This is a genomic window from Solibacillus kalamii (genome assembly GCF_002174535.1).
Classification (GTDB): Bacteria; Bacillota; Bacilli; order Bacillales_A; family Planococcaceae; genus Solibacillus; species Solibacillus silvestris.
The window spans coordinates 1-18,844 of record NZ_NHNT01000017.1; the positions used below are offsets into that span (position 1 = coordinate 1).

General features: G+C 37.7%; 22 protein-coding genes and 2 rRNA genes. 23 read left to right on the forward strand and 1 reads right to left on the reverse strand.

Annotated features, from left to right (window positions below; translation table 11 throughout):
- From CBM15_RS17980 to rsmI, 12 genes are all read left to right on the forward strand, one after another.
- Positions 1 to 98 (forward strand): 23S ribosomal RNA (locus CBM15_RS17980); the annotation flags it as partial.
- An 86-nt stretch (positions 99 to 184) separates the two neighbouring features.
- A 5S ribosomal RNA gene (gene rrf, locus CBM15_RS17985) occupies positions 185 to 300 on the forward strand.
- A 342-nt stretch (positions 301 to 642) separates the two neighbouring features.
- A complete protein-coding gene (locus CBM15_RS17990; RefSeq protein WP_087618573.1) occupies positions 643 to 2,067 on the forward strand; it encodes an aminotransferase class I/II-fold pyridoxal phosphate-dependent enzyme in 1,425 nt (474 codons plus the stop codon).
- A gap of 19 nt (positions 2,068 to 2,086) precedes the next feature.
- Positions 2,087 to 2,716 carry a dTMP kinase gene (gene tmk / locus CBM15_RS17995; RefSeq protein WP_087618539.1) on the forward strand — a complete coding sequence of 210 codons (630 nt, stop codon included), beginning with the start codon at positions 2,087 to 2,089 and terminating at the stop codon, positions 2,714 to 2,716.
- 69 nt (positions 2,717 to 2,785) lie between these two features.
- Positions 2,786 to 3,115 carry a cyclic-di-AMP receptor gene (locus tag CBM15_RS18000; RefSeq protein ID WP_008408314.1) on the forward strand — a complete coding sequence of 110 codons (330 nt, stop codon included), beginning with the start codon at positions 2,786 to 2,788 and terminating at the stop codon, positions 3,113 to 3,115.
- Between the two features lie 136 nt (positions 3,116 to 3,251).
- A complete protein-coding gene (locus CBM15_RS18005) occupies positions 3,252 to 3,692 on the forward strand; it encodes a YaaR family protein (protein WP_008408313.1) in 441 nt (146 codons plus the stop codon).
- Positions 3,693 to 3,796: 104 nt separating this feature from the next.
- Positions 3,797 to 4,819 carry a DNA polymerase III subunit delta' gene (gene holB, locus CBM15_RS18010; RefSeq protein WP_420820156.1) on the forward strand — a complete coding sequence of 341 codons (1,023 nt, stop codon included), beginning with the start codon at positions 3,797 to 3,799 and terminating at the stop codon, positions 4,817 to 4,819.
- Positions 4,812 to 5,627: a PSP1 domain-containing protein gene (locus CBM15_RS18015; protein WP_008408311.1), complete on the forward strand. Its 816-nt coding sequence runs from the start codon at positions 4,812 to 4,814 to the stop codon at positions 5,625 to 5,627. Before holB ends, CBM15_RS18015 begins: the two co-directional genes overlap by 8 nt.
- A 24-nt stretch (positions 5,628 to 5,651) precedes the next feature.
- A complete protein-coding gene (gene yabA, locus CBM15_RS18020; RefSeq protein WP_008408310.1) occupies positions 5,652 to 6,011 on the forward strand; it encodes a DNA replication initiation control protein YabA in 360 nt (119 codons plus the stop codon).
- Positions 6,012 to 6,099: 88 nt separating this feature from the next.
- The gene (locus CBM15_RS18025; protein ID WP_087618541.1) at positions 6,100 to 6,849 is read left to right on the forward strand and encodes a tRNA1(Val) (adenine(37)-N6)-methyltransferase; all 750 of its coding nucleotides are present in this window, start codon (positions 6,100 to 6,102) and stop codon (positions 6,847 to 6,849) included.
- Positions 6,833 to 7,111, forward strand: coding sequence for a GIY-YIG nuclease family protein (locus tag CBM15_RS18030; protein ID WP_087618542.1), 279 nt, complete (start codon positions 6,833 to 6,835; stop codon positions 7,109 to 7,111). Before CBM15_RS18025 ends, CBM15_RS18030 begins: the two co-directional genes overlap by 17 nt.
- Entirely contained in the window at positions 7,092 to 7,964 is an 873-nt protein-coding gene (gene rsmI, locus CBM15_RS18035; protein WP_008408306.1) for a 16S rRNA (cytidine(1402)-2'-O)-methyltransferase, read from the forward strand. The genes CBM15_RS18030 and rsmI overlap by 20 nt, the downstream gene beginning before the upstream one ends.
- A 223-nt stretch (positions 7,965 to 8,187) precedes the next feature.
- Here rsmI and CBM15_RS18040 read toward each other — a convergent pair whose 3' ends face one another.
- Entirely contained in the window at positions 8,188 to 8,466 is a 279-nt protein-coding gene (locus CBM15_RS18040) for an AbrB/MazE/SpoVT family DNA-binding domain-containing protein (protein WP_008408305.1), read from the reverse strand.
- Positions 8,467 to 8,811: 345 nt separating this feature from the next.
- On the opposite strand from CBM15_RS18040, the gene metG reads away from it, so the two are divergent.
- From metG to spoVG, 11 genes are all read left to right on the forward strand, one after another.
- On the forward strand, positions 8,812 to 10,773 hold the full coding sequence (gene metG / locus CBM15_RS18045) for a methionine--tRNA ligase (protein WP_087618543.1): 1,962 nt from the start codon (positions 8,812 to 8,814) through the stop codon (positions 10,771 to 10,773).
- A gap of 252 nt (positions 10,774 to 11,025) precedes the next feature.
- Positions 11,026 to 11,799 carry a TatD family hydrolase gene (locus CBM15_RS18050; protein ID WP_087618544.1) on the forward strand — a complete coding sequence of 258 codons (774 nt, stop codon included), beginning with the start codon at positions 11,026 to 11,028 and terminating at the stop codon, positions 11,797 to 11,799.
- Positions 11,800 to 12,012: 213 nt separating this feature from the next.
- The gene (locus CBM15_RS18055) at positions 12,013 to 13,212 is read left to right on the forward strand and encodes a G5 and 3D domain-containing protein (protein WP_087618545.1); all 1,200 of its coding nucleotides are present in this window, start codon (positions 12,013 to 12,015) and stop codon (positions 13,210 to 13,212) included.
- A gap of 286 nt (positions 13,213 to 13,498) precedes the next feature.
- Positions 13,499 to 14,062 carry a ribonuclease M5 gene (rnmV, locus tag CBM15_RS18060; RefSeq protein WP_039967429.1) on the forward strand — a complete coding sequence of 188 codons (564 nt, stop codon included), beginning with the start codon at positions 13,499 to 13,501 and terminating at the stop codon, positions 14,060 to 14,062.
- Positions 14,055 to 14,942 carry a 16S rRNA (adenine(1518)-N(6)/adenine(1519)-N(6))-dimethyltransferase RsmA gene (gene rsmA, locus CBM15_RS18065; RefSeq protein WP_087618546.1) on the forward strand — a complete coding sequence of 296 codons (888 nt, stop codon included), beginning with the start codon at positions 14,055 to 14,057 and terminating at the stop codon, positions 14,940 to 14,942. The genes rnmV and rsmA overlap by 8 nt, the downstream gene beginning before the upstream one ends.
- A gap of 138 nt (positions 14,943 to 15,080) precedes the next feature.
- A complete protein-coding gene (gene veg, locus CBM15_RS18070) occupies positions 15,081 to 15,338 on the forward strand; it encodes a biofilm formation stimulator Veg (RefSeq protein ID WP_008408296.1) in 258 nt (85 codons plus the stop codon).
- A 108-nt stretch (positions 15,339 to 15,446) separates the two neighbouring features.
- Positions 15,447 to 15,635 (forward strand): small, acid-soluble spore protein, alpha/beta type, encoded by a 189-nt coding sequence (locus CBM15_RS18075; RefSeq protein ID WP_008408295.1) that lies wholly within the window; start codon positions 15,447 to 15,449, stop codon positions 15,633 to 15,635.
- Between the two features lie 257 nt (positions 15,636 to 15,892).
- Positions 15,893 to 16,759, forward strand: coding sequence for a 4-(cytidine 5'-diphospho)-2-C-methyl-D-erythritol kinase (gene ispE / locus CBM15_RS18080; RefSeq protein WP_008408294.1), 867 nt, complete (start codon positions 15,893 to 15,895; stop codon positions 16,757 to 16,759).
- A 71-nt stretch (positions 16,760 to 16,830) separates the two neighbouring features.
- Complete coding sequence (gene purR, locus CBM15_RS18085; RefSeq protein WP_014822300.1) at positions 16,831 to 17,664, forward strand: pur operon repressor; 834 nt, start codon at positions 16,831 to 16,833, stop codon at positions 17,662 to 17,664.
- Positions 17,661 to 18,035 (forward strand): RidA family protein, encoded by a 375-nt coding sequence (locus CBM15_RS18090; RefSeq protein ID WP_087618547.1) that lies wholly within the window; start codon positions 17,661 to 17,663, stop codon positions 18,033 to 18,035. The genes purR and CBM15_RS18090 overlap by 4 nt, the downstream gene beginning before the upstream one ends.
- A 320-nt stretch (positions 18,036 to 18,355) precedes the next feature.
- Complete coding sequence (spoVG, locus tag CBM15_RS18095; RefSeq protein WP_087618548.1) at positions 18,356 to 18,655, forward strand: septation regulator SpoVG; 300 nt, start codon at positions 18,356 to 18,358, stop codon at positions 18,653 to 18,655.
- The last annotated feature ends 189 nt before the right edge of the window (positions 18,656 to 18,844 follow it).

The window sequence follows — 18,844 nt, forward strand, 5'->3', positions numbered from 1 at the left end:
AGTAAGACCCCTGAAAGACGATCAGGTAGATAGGTTCGAGGTGGAAGTGCGGTGACGCATGCAGCTGACGAATACTAATCGGTCGAGGACTTAACCACATTTTATTGCTCAATTCAATGAAACGTTTATCCAGTTTTGAAAGAATGAAAATTCTTTTACATAGGCTTATTWAAAGCCAYTATAGTGAAGTGATGATGGCAAAGAGGTCACACCCGTTCCCATACCGAACACGGAAGTTAAGCTCTTTAGCGCCGATGGTAGTTGGGGGCTTCCCCCTGTGAGAGTAGGACGTCGCTTCGCACAACGCAAACCCACTGAGTATCAGTGGGTTTTTTGTTTGCTTAAAATCTGTATGCGCTGTAACCATGAGTATGCAAATTCAAGCAAGCACAAAGACTGAGAGCAAAGAAACTTTTGATAATTGAACATAGACATATGGAATGCCAAAGTCTAAATGCAGTGACGAATGTAGATATTGTTATAGAAAAAATAGTAGTTTGTTTAAAAATTTATTAAGTAACCAATATACGTTTTATGACTAGCTAATGATCAATGTTAGCTAGTTTTTCATTTCTAACGCCAATAGTGGTTTGAGAGGTCGAGACGTCTTATAATAGAGGAACAATGGAAAATGAGGTGAATATGGTGAATAGTGATCGACCAATTGTTCAAGCATTAAAAAAGTTTGTTGCGGATGAGCCGCAATCTTTTCATGTGCCTGGACATAAAAATGGGTTGCTGTCGAATTTGCCTGATGAAATAAAACAGGCATTAAAATATGATGTAACTGAACTGACAGGGTTAGATGATTTCCATCATCCAGAAGAAGCGATTCAGCAGGCAGAACAACTTCTTGCTTCTACATACGGGGCAAATCGGAGTTTCTTTTTAGTAAATGGCTCAACAGTTGGGAACTTAGCAATGATCTATGCAACATGTGAAAAGGGAGATACTGTACTTGTTCAAAGAAATGCACACAAATCTATTTTTCATGCGTTGGAACTGGTTGGGGTGAAGCCTGTATATGTTTCACCAAAGTGGGATATAAAAAGTCAGACAGCGGGTTGTATCGATCTGGAGACATTGGAGCAAGCGATAGAAACCTATCCGCATTTGAAGGCCGCTATTTTTACGTACCCGACTTATTATGGGGTGACAGCAGAGGATTTTGCAGAGCAAATTGAGTTATGCCATGAATATCATATTCCTGTTCTAGTTGATGAGGCGCATGGGGCCCATTTAGCCGTATCGGAGGATCTTCCCGCTTCGGCCCTTGAGCTAGGTGCAGACATTGTCGTCCAGTCAGCCCATAAAACATTACCCGCTATGACAATGGCTTCCTTTTTACATATGAAATCATCGTTAGTAAGCGAACAGAAAGTAAACCGTTATTTACGTATGTTACAATCGAGTAGTCCATCGTATTTACTTTTAGCTTCCCTTGATGATGCAAGAAGTTATGTAGCGAACTATACGCCACCTGACTATACGTATCTTATGGAGAAGCGTCAGCAATTTATTGAATCTTTGACATCGTCAACGGATTTACAGGTTATTGAAGTGAATGATTCATTAAAACTATTAGTACGTGCCCCGGGTTACACAGGATTTCTATTAAAAGAGGCATTGGAAAAAATGCATGTGTATGTTGAGTTGGCAGATGCAAAACAAGTGCTTTTAATTTTACCGTTATTGAAGCAAGGAGATTGTTACTCGATTACGGATTTATGTAACCGTATAAAAGAGGCAAATACCCATTTAAAACTCTGCGAAAGCAATGAATATAAAAATGATACAGAAAGCTTTGAGACGATAGCAATTACGCAACCGGAATATAGCTTTGAGGAAATAGAGCAGGCAGAAAAAGAGTGGACTCCATACAAGCTGACTATCGGGCGAATTGCAGCTAATACAATTATTCCGTATCCACCGGGAATTCCGTTACTGGTCCAAGGTGAGAAGATTACGGAAGCACAAATTCGTCAGTTAGAAGAGCTGCTCGCTATCGGTGCACTGTTCCAGGGAGATCACCGATTACAGGAAAAATTAATACAAGTCATAATCTAGATGCAGGGAGAATATAAAAATGCAAAGGAATTTATTTATTACGTTTGAAGGCGGGGAAGGTGCCGGTAAAACGAGTGTACTAAAGGCAATTGGCGAGCGTTTAAAAGAAAATCGTATTGAGGCTTTACTAACACGTGAACCAGGGGGGATTGAAATCGCCGAGAAAATTCGGACGATTATTTTAGACCCCGCACATACAGAAATGCATGAACGGACAGAGGCATTATTATATGCTGCAGCACGTGCACAGCATTTCTATGAAAAAATTGTGCCTGCATTGGAAGAAGGAAAGCATGTATTATGCGATCGGTTTATTGATTCCTCATTGGCATATCAGGGCTATGCACGGGAAATCGGAGTCGATGATGTACTTTCTATTAATGAATTTGCGATAGGAAAGCGTCTGCCGGATGTAACTATTTTCTTTAATATTGCACCGGAAAGAGGGTTAGCGCGCATTCATGCGACACGCAGTGATGAAATTAACCGATTAGACGCTGAAGGTTTGGCATTCCATCAAAAAGTATATGAAGGGTACGAGGAAGCAATAAGACGTTACCCGGAACGCTTTAAAATGGTGAATGCAGACCAGGCTCTTGAACAGGTGATTGAAGAAGTGTGGGGGATTTTAAATCCGTTATTAGGGTAAAAGTAAATGAAGTGTACCTTTTATTTATGATATAATAGAGGAACCAATTCAATGAAGGGGTGAGTACGGATGAAGTTAGTAGTAGCAGTAGTGCAAGATCAAGATAGCAACCGCTTATCGAATGCATTAACGAAAAACAACTATCGTGCGACAAAATTAGCGAGTACAGGTGGATTTTTAAGATCGGGAAACACGACATTTTTAATAGGTACGGATGATTCTTTAATCCCAAGGTTATTAGAGATTATTCGTGAAAACTGTCGATCACGCGAGCAAATGGTTGCTCCTGTATCGCCAATGGGGGGGAACGCAGATTCTTACATCCCGTACCCTGTAGAAGTTGAAGTTGGAGGAGCGATTGTATTTGTATTACCAATCGAACAATTCCACCATTTTTAATTTCTTTCAACAGACTGAAGGAAATTAAAGCCCCAATCGGTAATGTTAAATTCACGCAGCCATCATTATTGCGCGTATAAAACCGAGTTCGGTAGTAAGTATAGTGGGGCGTTATTTTTTTGGAGGCGAATGGTAAATGAAGATTAATCAAGATCTCCGAACAAATTTGAATGCGAATCGCAATGATTTGCGTCCTGCAAATCAAAACGGGAATCGCTTTGGTGACATGATTGTAAAACAAGAGTCGAAAATGCAGTCAGAGCAGCTCACGAGATTAATGGGTGATATTTCTACAGCGGGTGACCGAGTAGCACGTTCACGAAATTTACGTGAATTAGCTCGCTTTAAAATGCTTGTGAAACGTTTTTTACAGGAAGCAGTAGATTATGGGCTTGAGATGAAGCAATCACATACATGGAACCGTTTTGGAGAAGGGCGCCGCTTAAAAATTGTCGAAACAATTGATGAGCGTCTTGTCGAATTGGCAGAAGATATTTTAAATGAAGAAAAAGAGTCTATTGAGTTATTGGCGAAAATTGGCGAGATTAAGGGACTTTTAATAAATCTGTATATGTGAAAAATGCCCGTGTCTTTGTTGTGCACTAGACACGGGCATTTTTCCAAGCAGAATATATATTGTTTGAATTGTACATAGGGCATTCAAATAAATAGAAGCAGGAAATGAAAAAGGTGAGGGAATTGACACGAACTATTGAAGAGCTTACGAAGCTGCAACCTGTAGTGATGAAGCAACTACAAACAATTGTAGATAAAAATCGTTTAGCACATGCCTATATATTCGAAGGTGAAAAAGGTACGGGTAAACGAGATGTCGTCTCTTTTTTTATGAAACTTCTTCTTTGCGGAAATTTGTCAGAAAATGTTCCATGTGAAACATGTCGAAATTGCAGACGAGTTGATTCGGGAAATCACCCGAATATTTGGCAAGTAGAGCCTGATGGACAATTTATTAAAATTGATCAAATAAGAGATTTAGTTGCGGAAATGAAGATGACAGGTGTTGAGGAGGGCAAGAAAATTTATGTGCTTCATCATGCAGATAAATTAAATATTGCTTCTGCTAATATGCTCTTAAAGTTTTTAGAAGAACCTGACGGACAAGTTGTGGCGATTTTATTAACCGAGCAAATTCAATCTATTATTCCGACGATCCGTTCTCGTTGTCAGCATATTAAATTTGCTAAAGCACCCCGTATTACTATGATGGAGCAACTGGTAGAACAGGGAATTACAAATTCAATGGCATCGACAACAAGCATGGTGACAAATGATCTCGAAACAGCTATTGCACTTGCAAATGATGAGCAATTTGTACTTGCACGAAAAACAGTGTTAAAATTAGTAGAGATTGTTCATCAAAATGTTCATGAAGCACTATTATATATTCATGAAGAATGGCTCCCGCTCTTCAAAGAAAAAGAAGATATGGAGCTAGCACTGGATTTGTTGCTGTTTGCATACCGTGATATAGTAGCGATTAAAGCAAACCAGCAAGCAAAGTGCACGTATCCCGATATGTATCAACGATTTAATGAACTGGCACTCGTATTGACATATGAGAAACTGTCACGCCAAATGCAATCTATTTTGCAGGCCCGCACGAATTTAAATCGTAATATGAATCGTACGTTATTGATGGAACAGCTTATGCTGAATCTTCAGGAGGGGTATACATTTGTATAATGTAGTCGGAGTTCGCTTTAAAAAAGCGGGTAAAATATATTATTTTGATCCAGCCGCTTATATTTTGGAAGTTGGCGAATATGTAATCGTAGAAACAGCCCGGGGAATTGAATATGGCAAAGTAGTTGTGCCGATGCGGCAAGTCGGGGAGAATGACGTTGTTTTACCATTAAAACAAGTAGTTCGACCAGCCGATGAACGTGATCGTTTCCAGGTAGAAGAAAATACTATTGAGTCAAAACGTGCCTTTGAATTAGCGAATACGAAAATTGTTGAGCATTCGTTGGATATGAAGCTCGTTGACGTTGAATATACATTTGATCGCAATAAAATTATTTTTTATTTTACAGCAGAAGGGCGTGTAGATTTCCGGGAATTAGTAAAAGATTTAGCTAGCGTTTTCCGTACACGAATAGAGCTACGTCAAATTGGTGTTCGTGATGAAGCGAAACTGCTTGGAGGAATTGGTCCATGTGGAAGAATGCTTTGCTGTTCGACATTTTTAGGTGATTTTGAGCCTGTGTCGATTAAAATGGCAAAGGATCAGAATTTATCGCTGAATCCGACAAAAATATCCGGGTTATGCGGGCGTTTAATGTGTTGTCTAAAATACGAAAATGATGATTATGAGATTGCAAAAGAAGGTATGCCAGACATCGGTGATTTATCAATGACACCAGAAGGCGAAGGCAAAGTCGTCGGATTAAATGTATTAGAGCGACTCATTCAAGTATATTTGACGAAGCAGGAGCGTATGGTTGAATATACGCTTGAAGAGCTTATGCAATATGAGAAAAATCTGATATAGATAGAAATTAATGGGGTGGCTTGAGTGAAGGACCGTAATTTTTTGGATACTGTTATGGAGTTCGAACAACAGCTTGAATCAATGCAACAGCAATTTAGCGCACTTAAGCAATTTGTTGCGCATATGATGGAGGAGCACCAGACGCTTCAAACAGAAAACCTTCACCTACGTACGCGCTTAGAAGAACTATTAGCGAATGAAGCAACTGCAATTAAACGAGTAGAAGAGCTGAAAAAAGAACCAGTAGATATTGGTGAAGGGTACGATAATTTAGCAAGGCTTTATAATGAAGGCTTCCATGTATGCCATGTGCATTTTGGAAGCTCACGTAAAGGTGAAGATTGTTTGTTCTGTCTATCATTTTTAAATAAACAAAATGGTTAAAAACAAAAGGCTGAATCTGCTAAAGTAGATATCAGTCTTTTGTTTAGAAAAGACTGATTATAATAGCAGTTAAGTGGAGGATTTAATAGTGGAGCAATGGTTGAAGGATGATGAGCGATTAGATTATTTACTGGCGGAAGATTTACGAATCATTCAAAGCCCGTCCGTCTTTTCGTTTTCATTGGATGCAGTATTATTGGCGCGATTTGTACAAGTTCCGAAAAATAAAGGACATATTATTGATTTATGTTCAGGCAATGGGGTAATCCCTTTATTTTTGAGTGCGCGGACAAATGCAAAAATTACAGGTGTTGAGTTACAACCGCGGTTGCATGATATGGCAATACGCAGTATCGCATACAATGACTTGGCACAACAGATCGACGTGCAGCTTGGTGATGTGAAAGATGCACCTGGAAAACTTGGTATTGAAAAATATGATGTTGTGACATGTAATCCTCCTTATTTTTTGGCACATGAGTTGAGCGAAAAAAATACGAGTGAGCATTATGCAATCGCAAGACATGAGCTGTATTTAACGCTGGATGAAGCAGTCGAAGCAACAAGTCGTCTATTAAAACAAGGCGGAAAGGCGGCTTTTGTACACAGACCGGGCAGGCTTTTGGACATTGTAAGTGCGATGCGCGCAAATCGGCTGGAGCCAAAGCGCATTCAGTTTGTTTATCCAAAACGGGGGAAAGAAGCGAATACATTACTGATTGAAGCAATTAAAGACGGCAAACCGGATTTAAAAGTATTGCCACCATTATACGTATATGAGGATAATAATGAGTATACGCCAGAAGTGAGGGCGCTTTTATATGGAGAAGGAAACTAAACATTACTTTTATGTGGTAGAGTGTAGTGATGCAACACTGTATGCAGGCTATACGAATAATTTAGAAAAGCGAATTGCGGCACATAATGCAGGTAAAGGGGCAAAGTATACACGGGCACGCGGTCCGGTAACGTGTATTTATTTTGAAACATTTGAAACAAAACAGCAGGCAATGTCTGCTGAATATGTATTTAAACAATTAAAGCGTCCCCAAAAAATAAAGTATATAAGGAGTGCTACAGATGAACTCACAAAAAAGTAGCCAGCATGAACAAGGGAGCTGCCTTTACTTAGTAGCGACGCCAATTGGCAATTTAGAAGACATGACAATGCGTGCACTGCGTATTTTAAAAGAGGTCGATATTATTGCTGCAGAAGATACACGCAATACGAAAAAGCTATGTAATTATTTCGATATTCAAACACCGCTCATTAGTTATCATGAACATAATATTGAAGTAGGCGGCGAGAAACTGCTTGGCTATTTACAAGAGGGAAAATCCATCGCATTAGTAAGTGATGCAGGTTTGCCTTGTATATCGGATCCTGGTGCAGATATTGTCGTAAAAGCAATTGCTGAAGGATTTGCTGTCGTACCAATTCCTGGAGCAAATGCAGCGTTAACTGCTTTAATTGCATCCGGTCTTTCTCCGCAGCCATTTTATTTCTTCGGCTTTTTAAAACGAAACAAAAAAGAACGCAGAGAACAGCTGGAAAAATTGTCAAAGAGAGAAGAGACGCTGATTTTTTATGAAGCACCACATCGTTTAAAGGAAACATTAAAAGACTTACAGCTCGTATTAGGTGACCGTAAAATTACATTGGCGCGCGAATTAACGAAGAAGTTTGAAGAGTTTTTGCGAGGCACAATAGAAGAAGCGATCATTTGGGCAAGTGAAAATGAAATTCGCGGTGAATTTTGCATCGTACTGGAAGGCAATACTTCCGGTGAAGTCGAAGAAGAAGAAGAGGCTTATTGGACGACAATGTCATTGGATGAGCATGTTACTTATATAATAGAAGAAACTCAGTTATCTTCAAAAGAAGCTATAAAAGAAGTAGCCAAATTACGAAACTTACCAAAACGTGACGTTTACCAGGCATATCACCAATAAAAAAGCGTTGAAAAGTCGACATACTTTTCAACGCTTTTTATATTTGGTAAAATAATACTTTACATTACATAAAGTGGAACTTCAAACAGTAGGGTTTTCGCCATGCTTAAGTCCAGAGGCGGGATTCTTGCCTCTGCCGCTATGCATTCGAGGCAGATAAACTACTGCCCGTTAATACGGGATATAGTAAACCTTAGCCACTTTATTTGTGTAAATAAGTATATTATTTTTTTAAGTTTTCTTGAATTTCTTTCATTAATGCTTCTGCACCTTCAGAAGACAAGATTAATTTACCGCCTACTAAACGCATGTTTTCATCAGAAACTTCACCAGTTACTGCACATGTCATGTTAGGCATGTATTTTTTTAAGATGATTTTGTCGTCATCCACATAAATTTCTAAAGCATCTTTTTCAGCAATACCTAATGTACGGCGTAATTCGATTGGAATTACTACGCGTCCTAATTCGTCTACTTTACGTACGATACCTGTTGATTTCATATTAATACTTCCTCCTATATAATAAAAAGTTATTTAAATTCGTCAAAATTCGACATTCATCTTGATCTAGTTAAAATCATAACAATTAATACCATAAACGTCAATAAATTAGTATTCATATTTTCTTCATTTAAGAAACTTTTTTGTCATATTTGTACTTTTTAAGGAAATTATAAAAAAAACTTATCATTTAATATTTAGAATAGTCGGAAAGATTTAACCAATTACCAACATTTAGTTGTCGATTTTTCGACAAAACTGAATTCCAATAAACTTTCATTGAAACAATTTTCGTACTTCGTTAGAATAAGGATTATACTTTAACAAACAAATGGAGGCACTTTCGTGAGTGAACAACAAACATTCTATATAACAACCCCTATTTATTACCCGAGTGGAAAATTCCATATCGGTACTGCATATACGACGGTTGCATCTGATGCAATAGCGCGGTATAAGCGTTTAAAAGGCTTTGATGTCCGCTTTTTAACAGGCATGGATGAACACGGACAAAAAATTCAGGAAAAAGCACAAGAAGCCAATATGCATCCACAAGATTATGTAAATGAAATTGCAGAAGGTGCTAAAAAATTATGGAATACTATGGATATTTCCTATAATGACTTTATTCAAACCACTGAAACGCGTCATACAGATTCTGTAGAGAAAATTTTCCAGAAATTTTTAGATAATGGTGACATTTACAAAGGAGAATATGAAGGACTATATTGTGTACCTTGTGAGTCTTATTATACTGAGACGCAATTAGTCGATGGAAAGTGCCCGGATTGTGGTCGTGATGTGCAAAAGGTTAAAGAAGAGTCATACTTCTTTAATATGAAGAAATACGCAGATCGCCTGCTTGCTTATTATGAAAATAATCCAGAGTTTATCGAGCCGGAATCTCGCAAAAATGAAATGATCAATAACTTCATTAAACCGGGGCTGGAAGATTTGTCTGTATCCCGTACATCATTTGACTGGGGAATTAAAGTACCTGGAAATCCGAAGCATGTAATTTACGTATGGGTAGATGCATTATCGAACTATATTACTTCTTTAGGATATGGTTCTGACAATGAAGAGCTGTTCAATAAATATTGGCCGGCAGATGTCCATGTAGTAGGGAAGGATATTGTCCGTTTCCATACAATTTATTGGCCGATTTTCTTAATGGCATTGGATTTACCATTACCAAAGAAAATTTTTGCACACGGTTTCATCATGATGAAAGATGGAAAAATGTCGAAATCTAAAGGAAATGTTGTGTATCCGGAAATGTTAATTGAGCGATACGGTTTAGATGCGACACGTTATTTCTTGTTACGTGAGCTGCCGTTTGGTCAAGATGGCGTATTTTCACCTGAATCATTCGTTGAGCGTACAAATTTCGATTTAGCGAACGATTTAGGAAACCTTTTAAACAGAACAGTTTCCATGATGAACAAGTATTTTGATGGATTAATTCCTACTGAAAATTTGGAAGCTACACAATTTGATGCAGCATTAAAAGAACATGCTGAAAGTGTACGTATTAGATATGAAGAAAGTATGGATAAAATGCAGTTTAGTGTCGTACTTTCTGAATTATGGTCTTTAGTTTCACGCACTAATAAGTATATTGATGAAACATCTCCATGGGTATTGGCAAAAGACGAAGCCGATCATAACAAGCTTGCTGCTGTTATGAATAATTTGGCAGAGAGCTTACGCCATATCGCAGTGATGATTCAGCCATTCATGACTAATGCGCCAAAACAAATTATTGAACAATTAGGTCTTGATGAGAAATCATTACAATGGGACACAATTGAAACATTCGGGAATGTTATTCCGAAAAACATAAAAGTTGCAGAAAAAGGTACTCCGATCTTCCCGCGTCTTGATGCGGAAGTGGAAGTAGCTTACATTCGTGAACAAATGCAAAGTTCTGTAAAAACACCGCAGGAAGAGGAAACTACAACTGTTGAAGCACCTGAAACAGAAGAAATTACAATTGATGATTTCATGAATGTAGATTTACGTGTTGCAACAGTAATGGCATGTGAACCAGTAGCAAAAGCAAAGAAATTATTAAAGCTGCAGGTTGATTTAGGTTATGAACAACGTCAAGTAGTATCAGGTATTGCCGAGCATTATAAACCGGAAGAACTTATCGGTAAAAAAGTAATAGTGGTTGCCAATTTAAAACCTGTTACATTACGCGGCGAATTATCTCAAGGGATGATTTTAGCAGGTTCACATGATGGAGTTTTAACGTTGGCCACTGTTGATCCAAAATTAGCAAACGGTGCACAAGTGAAGTAATTTGAAAAGAGTCTGTTGGACCAGAAAAGTTCAGCAGACTTTTTCATTATTTTGCAAATAAAAGTAAAATAAAACTATTCTAGTATAACTTATAAATGGTTGAAAAAGGATTATAAGTGGTTTTATGGTACCTGGTTACTAATTTTATAACAAGTACACAATAATAAATGAATATTTTGTAACCTATATGTAATAATACTGAAAACTAAGAAATATGATCTATGAGTACAATACACGATAGGAGAAATGAAGATGAGCACATTTATAGATACACATGTCCATTTAAACGCAGATCAATATGATGAAGATTTACAGGAAGTAATTGACCGTGCTATTGCTGCCAATGTAGAAAAGATGGTTGTAATCGGCTTTGATAAAAAAACGATAGAGCGTGCGATGCAGCTAATAGAGGATTACGATTTTATTTATGCAGTAATTGGTTGGCACCCGGTAGATGCAGTTGATTGCACAGATGACTATTTAAACTGGATTGAACAATTGGCACAGCACCCGAAAGTTGTCGGAATAGGTGAGACAGGACTGGATTATTACTGGGATAAGTCTCCGAAAGATGTTCAGCAGTATTGGTTCCGTAAGCAGATTCATTTAGCAAAAAAACTCGAATTACCAATTATAATTCATAATCGTGATGCGACAGGGGATGTCGTACGGATTTTAAAAGAAGAAAACGCAGCTGCTGTTGGCGGAATTATGCATTGTTTCGGCGGTAGTGTTGAAACAGCTCATGAATGCATAAACATGAACTTCATGATTAGTCTTGGAGGACCGGTGACATTTAAAAATGCACGTCAGCCAAAAGAGGTTGCGGCAGAAATTCCGCTTGAGCATTTGCTGATTGAAACAGATGCGCCGTATTTAGCACCGCATCCATTTCGAGGGAAACGGAATGAACCGGCATTCGTTACTTTGGTGGCAGAGGAGATTGCTCGCCTAAAGGAATTACCTGTGGAAGAAGTTGCCTATAAAACGACGGAAAATGCAAAACGCTTTTTTAAAATTCAATGATGAAACTATTAAAATAACCGTAGAAATAGATTCGGGATTTTTTCGTTAGGATAGTTTTTTAAAGTGCAAAAACTTTTCCATGATAAGTCGCCTCCAATACTAGTTGCAGTACGAGTTCAAGCAAAATGCCCAATTTTTGATAAATTCTTTTTTATTGACAGTAAGAAAACTAGTACGTATAATCCAACTTTGTATTAAGGAGGCGTTATTTTCATGTCAAATCAATCCATGAAAAGCCAGTTCTTAGATTCATTGAGGAGTAAGCAAACAGGGGTCCGAATTGTTTCTGTAATCCTGTTTGTATCTGTAATTGCATTTGTTCTATACCACGGAACTAAGACTCCCGTTATGTTGACAGCAGACGGGGAGACCACAAAAATTTATACACACGCAACTACGGTTGATGAGCTTCTGACAGCTCAAAATATAGATTATACAAAATACGATAAAGTATCACCCTCACTGAGTACCAGTATTGATAGTGGAATGTCAATAGAATGGGAACAGGCAAAAGAAGTAGTAATTTCAGTTGATGGAAATCAGTCTAAAGTTTGGACAACTGAAAATGTAGTGAAGAACATTTTGGAAGAAGCAAATATTGAAGTAACAGAGCATGATCTTGTATCACAAAGCTTAGATACAGAAGTAGGAGCCGATAACAAAATCGATATTCAAAAAGCGTTTCAGTTAACGCTTGTCGATGGCAAAAAAGAGAGACAAGTATGGTCCACTTCGACTACGGTCGCTAACTTTTTAAAACAACAAGAGGTTCAATTAGGTGAATCGGATCGTGTCGACAGAGGTTTGGAGGAAGTTATCACTCCAAATGATAAAATCGCAGTTGTTCGAGTAGAAAAGGTTACCGATGTAGTGGAAGAATCTGTAGATTTCGCAATTGAAAAGAAAAATGATTCTTCTTTATTAAAGGGCAAAGAAAAGGTTGTTTCAGAAGGTAAAAAAGGTAAGGTAGAGCGTACATACTCTATCGTAAAAGAGAACGGAAAAGTTGTCTCGAAAAAACTTGCTTCTGAAAAAGTCATTAAAAAACCGAAAACAAAAGTTGTATCTGTAGGGACAAAAGTTGTTACTGCCAATGTTTCCCGTTCTAGTGAACCGAGTTCTGGGAAAGAGTTTTATGTAACTGCAACAGCATATACACCAAATTGTGCAGGCTGCTCGGGTATTTCAGCAGCAGGTCTTAACCTGCGCGCAAATCCGGATATGAAAGTCATTGCAGTTGACCCTAAAGTTATTCCATTAGGAACAAAAGTATGGGTTGAAGGCTACGGGAATGCTGTAGCTGCTGACACAGGCGGTGCTATAAAAGGTAATAAAATCGATGTTTTAGTACCAACAACGTCCAAGGCAAAGAGCTGGGGACGTAAAAAAGTGCGTATTAAAGTACTGAAATAAAATTTACCTTTATTCAGCAAATTGTTTTTGTGCCGAAAGAGTAGCGGCAGGTACAAAAAAACAATCACCTCTGTAGGTGGGTGAAGAGTGCCTTTGTTCGTTTCAACTTCAGCGTAATTGATTATTTAGTTGTTTTATATAAGATCAACAATCCAAAATGTATAATGGCTTTCTCGCTTTTTGACTGATGGCGAGGGAGCTTTTTTCATTGAAGTTAGCACAGCGGAAACAAAGTGCAATCTATGGTAAAATAGCGAAAGACTATGTTGGAAATGAGGAACGTTTCTTGGATATACAAGAGATTATTGTTGTTGAAGGAAAAGACGATACAACAGCGATTAAGCGTGCAACAGGAGCAGATACTATTGAAACAAACGGCTCTGCCATTTCAGATGAAGTACTGCGCCGTATCGCACATGCCCAGAAAAAAAGAGGCGTCATTGTATTCACTGATCCTGATTACCCAGGCCGCCGTATTCGTGCGATTATAGAAGAACGGATACCAGGTGTGAAGCATGCGTTTTTAGCAAAGGCGAAAACAATCGCCAAAAACGGTAAAGGTTTAGGGATTGAACACGCAAACGATGAGGATATCCGTGAAGCATTAAGCAATGTTTATACATTGGCGGATTCACAAATTGAAGAAAAAATTACACTGGAAGATTTAATGACAGCTAAACTGATAGGACACCCGCAATCCAAAAAACGTCGTGACCAGTTAGGTGAAATTTTAAATATTGGAATGACAAATGGTAAACAGCTTCATAAACGGTTGATGATGTTTCAAATTACAATCGAGCAGTTTGCAGAGGCAATTTCGCAATTAGATCAGGAGGATACGCATGCATAAAGACATTGCTACACCGGTACGTACAAAAGAAATTTTAGAAAAATACGGATTTTCATTTAAAAAGAGCTTAGGGCAAAACTTTTTAATCGACCCGAATATTTTACGTAATATCGTCAGCCACGCCAATTTGACGGAAAACAGCGGAGCGATTGAAGTTGGACCTGGGATTGGTGCATTGACAGAGCATTTAGCCCGCGAGGCAAATAAAGTCGTATCGTTTGAAATCGATCAAAGACTTTTACCTGTACTCGAGGATACATTAAGCCCTTATGATAATGTAAAGATAGTCCATTCGGATATTTTAAAAGCGGATGTTGCGCAAGTAATTGAAGAAGAAATGCCGGGTATTGAAGATATTATGGTTGTAGCTAACTTACCTTATTACGTAACAACGCCGATCTTAATGAAGCTTTTAAATGATCGTTTACCAATTCGCGGTTTTGTCGTTATGATGCAGAAGGAAGTAGCGGATCGTATTACGGCAAAACCGGGTACGAAGGCATATGGCTCCTTATCAATTGCTATTCAGTATTACGTAACAGCGGAAATCGCGATGGTTGTACCGAAAACGGTATTTATGCCACAGCCAAATGTAGATTCAGCAGTAATCCGTTTGATCAAACATGAAAACCCGCCGGTGAAAGTAATTGACGAGGACTTTTTATTTGAAGTATCCCGTGCTTCTTTTGCGCAACGACGTAAAACAATTTTAAACAATTTACAAAACGGACTTGTAAACGGAAAGCAAAACAAAGAGTTGATCCTTAAAGCATTAGAAGAAGCCGGAATTGAGCCATCACGCCGTGGCGAAACATTGTCAATTCAAGAATTTGGGAAATTAGCGGACTGCTTATATCCACACTTTTGTGTACGACAATAAAGTGAATTTCCATTAAAAAGTTTTAAAAAATCTCAAGAAAAAAGTTGACGACTTTGTATTGCGGTGATAAAATATTATATTTTATTGACATTTTAACTACATCATGGTATACTGTTTTATAGTGAGGTGTATGCAAAAATGCCAAAAACGTTAGCAGACATTAAAAAATCATTGGATAGTCATTTGGGTAAACGTTTGCAATTAAAAGCAAATGGTGGTCGCAAGAAAACAATTGAATGCGAAGGCGTCTTAAGTGACACTTACCATGCAGTGTTCGTCATTGAACTAAAGCAGGAAGATAATGCGTGTAAACGCGTATCTTACAGTTACACAGATATACTTACTGAAGCAGTAGAGATTACTTTTTTAGATGATGCTGTAGCTACCATCAAATAGTTTTTCTAGTACTTATTTTAATATTTTTTAAAAAAGCGCTCATTTAAAGTGAGTGTTTTTTTCTTTTTTGCACATGCTAAAAGCGTCAACAAAAAGGAGGTTTTTTGCATGGCAAGACAAAAAATCATGTCGAGTCGTCTAAAGGAAGAGATTGCAAAAGAACTTGGATTTTACGACGTTGTTCAACGTGAGGGTTGGGGCGGTATTAAAGCCCGTGATGCAGGAAACATGGTAAGACGTGCGGTTGAAATGGCTCAGGAAAACTTAGCTAAACAATCGCAGAACAACCAAAAATAAGTTGACACAAAGATGGCACCATCGTAGGTTCTCACTTACGGTGGTGTTATTTTGCTTGCAGGTAAAGCGATTTACTAAGCTTACTTAAAATGTCTAACTACTGGATTGTGCAGCATGCATATTTTAACAATAAATTGCAAAGAAAAGTGAATGTTTTCGTGCATAATACAACGCTTTCATATGGTAAAATAGGGGCAATAGAATTTTAATCGCGTATTACATATTATGCGTGCCTTATACAGTAGGAGGAATTTTCAATGTTATACGTAAAAGCACCCGCAAAAATTAACTTAACACTCGATGTGCTTTATAAACGTCCAGATCAATATCATGAAGTGGAAATGATTATGACAACGGTCGACTTGGCCGATCGAATTGGACTAGAATCACGAGCAGATGGCCAAATTAAAATTGTTTCGACAGATAATTTTGTTCCGGATGATCAGCGGAATTTTGCTTACCAGGCAGCAGAGCTTTTAAAAAATACATACGGTATTAAAGAAGGCGTAACTATTTCAATTGAGAAGCAAATTCCTATAGCGGCGGGTCTAGCGGGTGGAAGCAGCGATGCAGCGGCTACATTGCGCGGTTTAAATGAGCTTTGGAATCTAAATTTAACGTTGGACGAGCTGGCGGAACATGGAGCGAAAATTGGTTCTGATGTATCTTTCTGCGTTTATGGCGGTACAGCTTTGGCTACGGGGCGCGGAGAAAAGATTAAAGAACTATCCGCACCTCCAACTTGTTGGGTTGTTTTGGCCAAGCCAAAAATTGGCGTATCGACAGCTGATGTATATGGTGGGCTGAATATTGAAGGGCTACAACATCCAAACACGAGTGAAATGATAAAGGCGATTGAAACAGAAGATTATGAGCTAATGTGCAATTCACTTGGAAATGTTTTGGAAACTGTAACATTTAATCTTCATCCGGAAGTTATTACAATTAAAGAGCAAATGCAACGTTTTGGTGCTGATGCAGTACTTATGAGCGGCAGTGGTCCGACAGTATTTGGGCTGGTGGAAAATGAAGCACGTGTCAGCAGAATCTACAATGGATTACGTGGTTTTTGTGAGGAAGTTTATGTAGTACGTATGTTGGGGGAACGAAATCCACTTGCATAAATACGTATAATTATGGTAATTTGACTATTAAATATTCGTATTTTAATAATTAATGTTTAGGAGAGGGTCGCATGAAATGGAAGCGCAGTGAACGCCTTGTGGATATGACTTATTATCTACTTGAGCATCCACATCAGTTGATCCCGCTAACTTATTTTTCTGAGCTTTACAGTTCTGCAAAATCTTCAATTAGTGAAGATTTAACAATTGTAAAGGAAACATTCGAAGAAAAAGGAATTGGGCTTTTAATTACCGTACCTGGGGCAGCAGGCGGTGTTAAATATATCCCTAAAATGGCGGAACAAGAAGTTCGTGATATAATTGGGGAATTTATGGGAGAACTTAGTCAATCCGATCGACTGTTACCTGGGGGCTATTTGTTTATGACGGATCTTTTAGGAAATCCGGAATTAATGAATCGTGTAGGTAAAGTATTTGCAAGCGTGTTCGCGGATCGGCAAATTGATGTCATTATGACTGTTGCAACAAAAGGGATTTCAATTGCACATGCGATTGCAAGACATTTGAATGTCCCGGTTGTAGTTGTGCGTCGTGACAGTAAAGTGACTGAAGGTTCAACGGTGAGTATTAATTATGTATCAGGATCTTCTCGTCGTATTCAAACGATGGTTTTATCAAAACGTAGTATGAAAAGTGGCCAGCGTGTATTAATTACCGACGATTTCATGAAAGTCGGAGGCACAATGAATGGTATGAAGAACTTATTGGAAGAATTCGAATGTGAGTTGGCAGGTATCGCTGTATTAGTAGAAGCACAGCATGCTGATGTAACGTTAGTAGATGATTACTATTCTTTAGTAAAACTACAAGAAGTAAATGAGAAAGATCGCACAATTGCATTAAGTGAAGGTAACTTTTTTTCAAAAGGAGAGAAATTAAAATGAAAACTGTTTCAACAACAAATGCACCAGCAGCAATCGGTCCATATGCACAAGGTATTGTAGTAAATAATATGTTTTATTCTTCAGGCCAAATTCCACTGACAGCTTCAGGGGAACTTGTAGAAGGCGATATTGAAGTACAGACTCACCAAGTTTTCGAAAACTTAAAAGCAGTTTTAGCAGCAGCCGGTTCTTCTTTAGGCCAAGTTGTTAAAACAACAGTATTTATGAAAGATATGAATGATTTCGCTATAATGAATGAAGTGTATGCAAGTCATTTTGGTGAGCACAAGCCAGCTCGTTCAGCAGTAGAAGTTGCTCGTTTACCAAAAGATGTAAAAGTTGAAATTGAAGTCATTGCATTAGTGAAATAATATTTTATTAGGAATAATTTTGATTCATATTAGTTATAGCTTAAATCCACGGCTTTCGGACTTTAGAAAAGGCGTGGATTTTTTTTATTAAAAAAATATTTTGACTCTATTTACAGCAATTATTAAGAAAATCCTCATAAATAAGTAGAATATTTAGTTTATTTTAATAATTATAAAAATTGTAGATAGAAAAAAATTACATTATATTGTATTCTATTGATAAATGATGAATTTTTAGAAATTTATTGGATGATAGAAGGAATCTATACTTTCATCCCGAATACTAAAAATAACACATCAAACTACAGGGGGTATAAATAATGGAAGTAACTGACGTAAGATTACGACGTGTTCAAACAGAAGGGCGTATGCGTGCGATTGCCTCAATTACGCTAGATGATGAATTTGTTATCCATGATATTCGTGTAATTGATGGAAATACTGGTTTATTTGTAGCAATGCCTAGCAAAAGAACACCAGATGGCGAATTCCGTGATATTGCGCATCCGATTAATTCAAATACGCGCAACAAAATTCAGGAAATCGTTTTGGAAGCTTTCCATGCATCTGCTGAGGAAAATACAGAGGAAACTTTTGAATTAGAAGAAGTGAATGTTTAATATAAATTAGGGTCACTCATATGAGGAGGCTCTTTTTTTTTATGAATTTTTTTATAGGCAGAAATGTTCTATAACAGAAAAGGAAAAATTAGAATATGGTCGAAAAAATACTGATTATTTACTTTTTATCGTTAAAATTTGCTGAATTAGTACACAAAAGAAAATGTGTCAAACTATTATAGATATTTT

What these genes read in the sequence shown, in the direction of transcription:
- CBM15_RS17990 (WP_087618573.1), top strand. Translation starts at nt 643, where the DNA reads ATGGTGAATAGTGATCGACCAATTGTTCAAGCATTAAAAAAGTTTGTT.
- tmk (WP_087618539.1), top strand. Translation starts at nt 2,087, where the DNA reads ATGCAAAGGAATTTATTTATTACGTTTGAAGGCGGGGAAGGTGCCGGT.
- CBM15_RS18000 (WP_008408314.1), top strand. Translation starts at nt 2,786, where the DNA reads ATGAAGTTAGTAGTAGCAGTAGTGCAAGATCAAGATAGCAACCGCTTA.
- CBM15_RS18005 (WP_008408313.1), top strand. Translation starts at nt 3,252, where the DNA reads ATGAAGATTAATCAAGATCTCCGAACAAATTTGAATGCGAATCGCAAT.
- holB (WP_420820156.1), top strand. Translation starts at nt 3,797, where the DNA reads ATGAAAAAGGTGAGGGAATTGACACGAACTATTGAAGAGCTTACGAAG.
- CBM15_RS18030 (WP_087618542.1), top strand. Translation starts at nt 6,833, where the DNA reads ATGGAGAAGGAAACTAAACATTACTTTTATGTGGTAGAGTGTAGTGAT.
- rsmI (WP_008408306.1), top strand. Translation starts at nt 7,092, where the DNA reads ATGAACTCACAAAAAAGTAGCCAGCATGAACAAGGGAGCTGCCTTTAC.
- CBM15_RS18040 (WP_008408305.1), bottom strand. Translation starts at nt 8,466, where the DNA reads ATGAAATCAACAGGTATCGTACGTAAAGTAGACGAATTAGGACGCGTA.
- CBM15_RS18050 (WP_087618544.1), top strand. Translation starts at nt 11,026, where the DNA reads ATGAGCACATTTATAGATACACATGTCCATTTAAACGCAGATCAATAT.
- CBM15_RS18055 (WP_087618545.1), top strand. Translation starts at nt 12,013, where the DNA reads ATGTCAAATCAATCCATGAAAAGCCAGTTCTTAGATTCATTGAGGAGT.
- rsmA (WP_087618546.1), top strand. Translation starts at nt 14,055, where the DNA reads ATGCATAAAGACATTGCTACACCGGTACGTACAAAAGAAATTTTAGAA.
- veg (WP_008408296.1), top strand. Translation starts at nt 15,081, where the DNA reads ATGCCAAAAACGTTAGCAGACATTAAAAAATCATTGGATAGTCATTTG.
- CBM15_RS18075 (WP_008408295.1), top strand. Translation starts at nt 15,447, where the DNA reads ATGGCAAGACAAAAAATCATGTCGAGTCGTCTAAAGGAAGAGATTGCA.
- ispE (WP_008408294.1), top strand. Translation starts at nt 15,893, where the DNA reads ATGTTATACGTAAAAGCACCCGCAAAAATTAACTTAACACTCGATGTG.
- purR (WP_014822300.1), top strand. Translation starts at nt 16,831, where the DNA reads ATGAAATGGAAGCGCAGTGAACGCCTTGTGGATATGACTTATTATCTA.
- CBM15_RS18090 (WP_087618547.1), top strand. Translation starts at nt 17,661, where the DNA reads ATGAAAACTGTTTCAACAACAAATGCACCAGCAGCAATCGGTCCATAT.
- spoVG (WP_087618548.1), top strand. Translation starts at nt 18,356, where the DNA reads ATGGAAGTAACTGACGTAAGATTACGACGTGTTCAAACAGAAGGGCGT.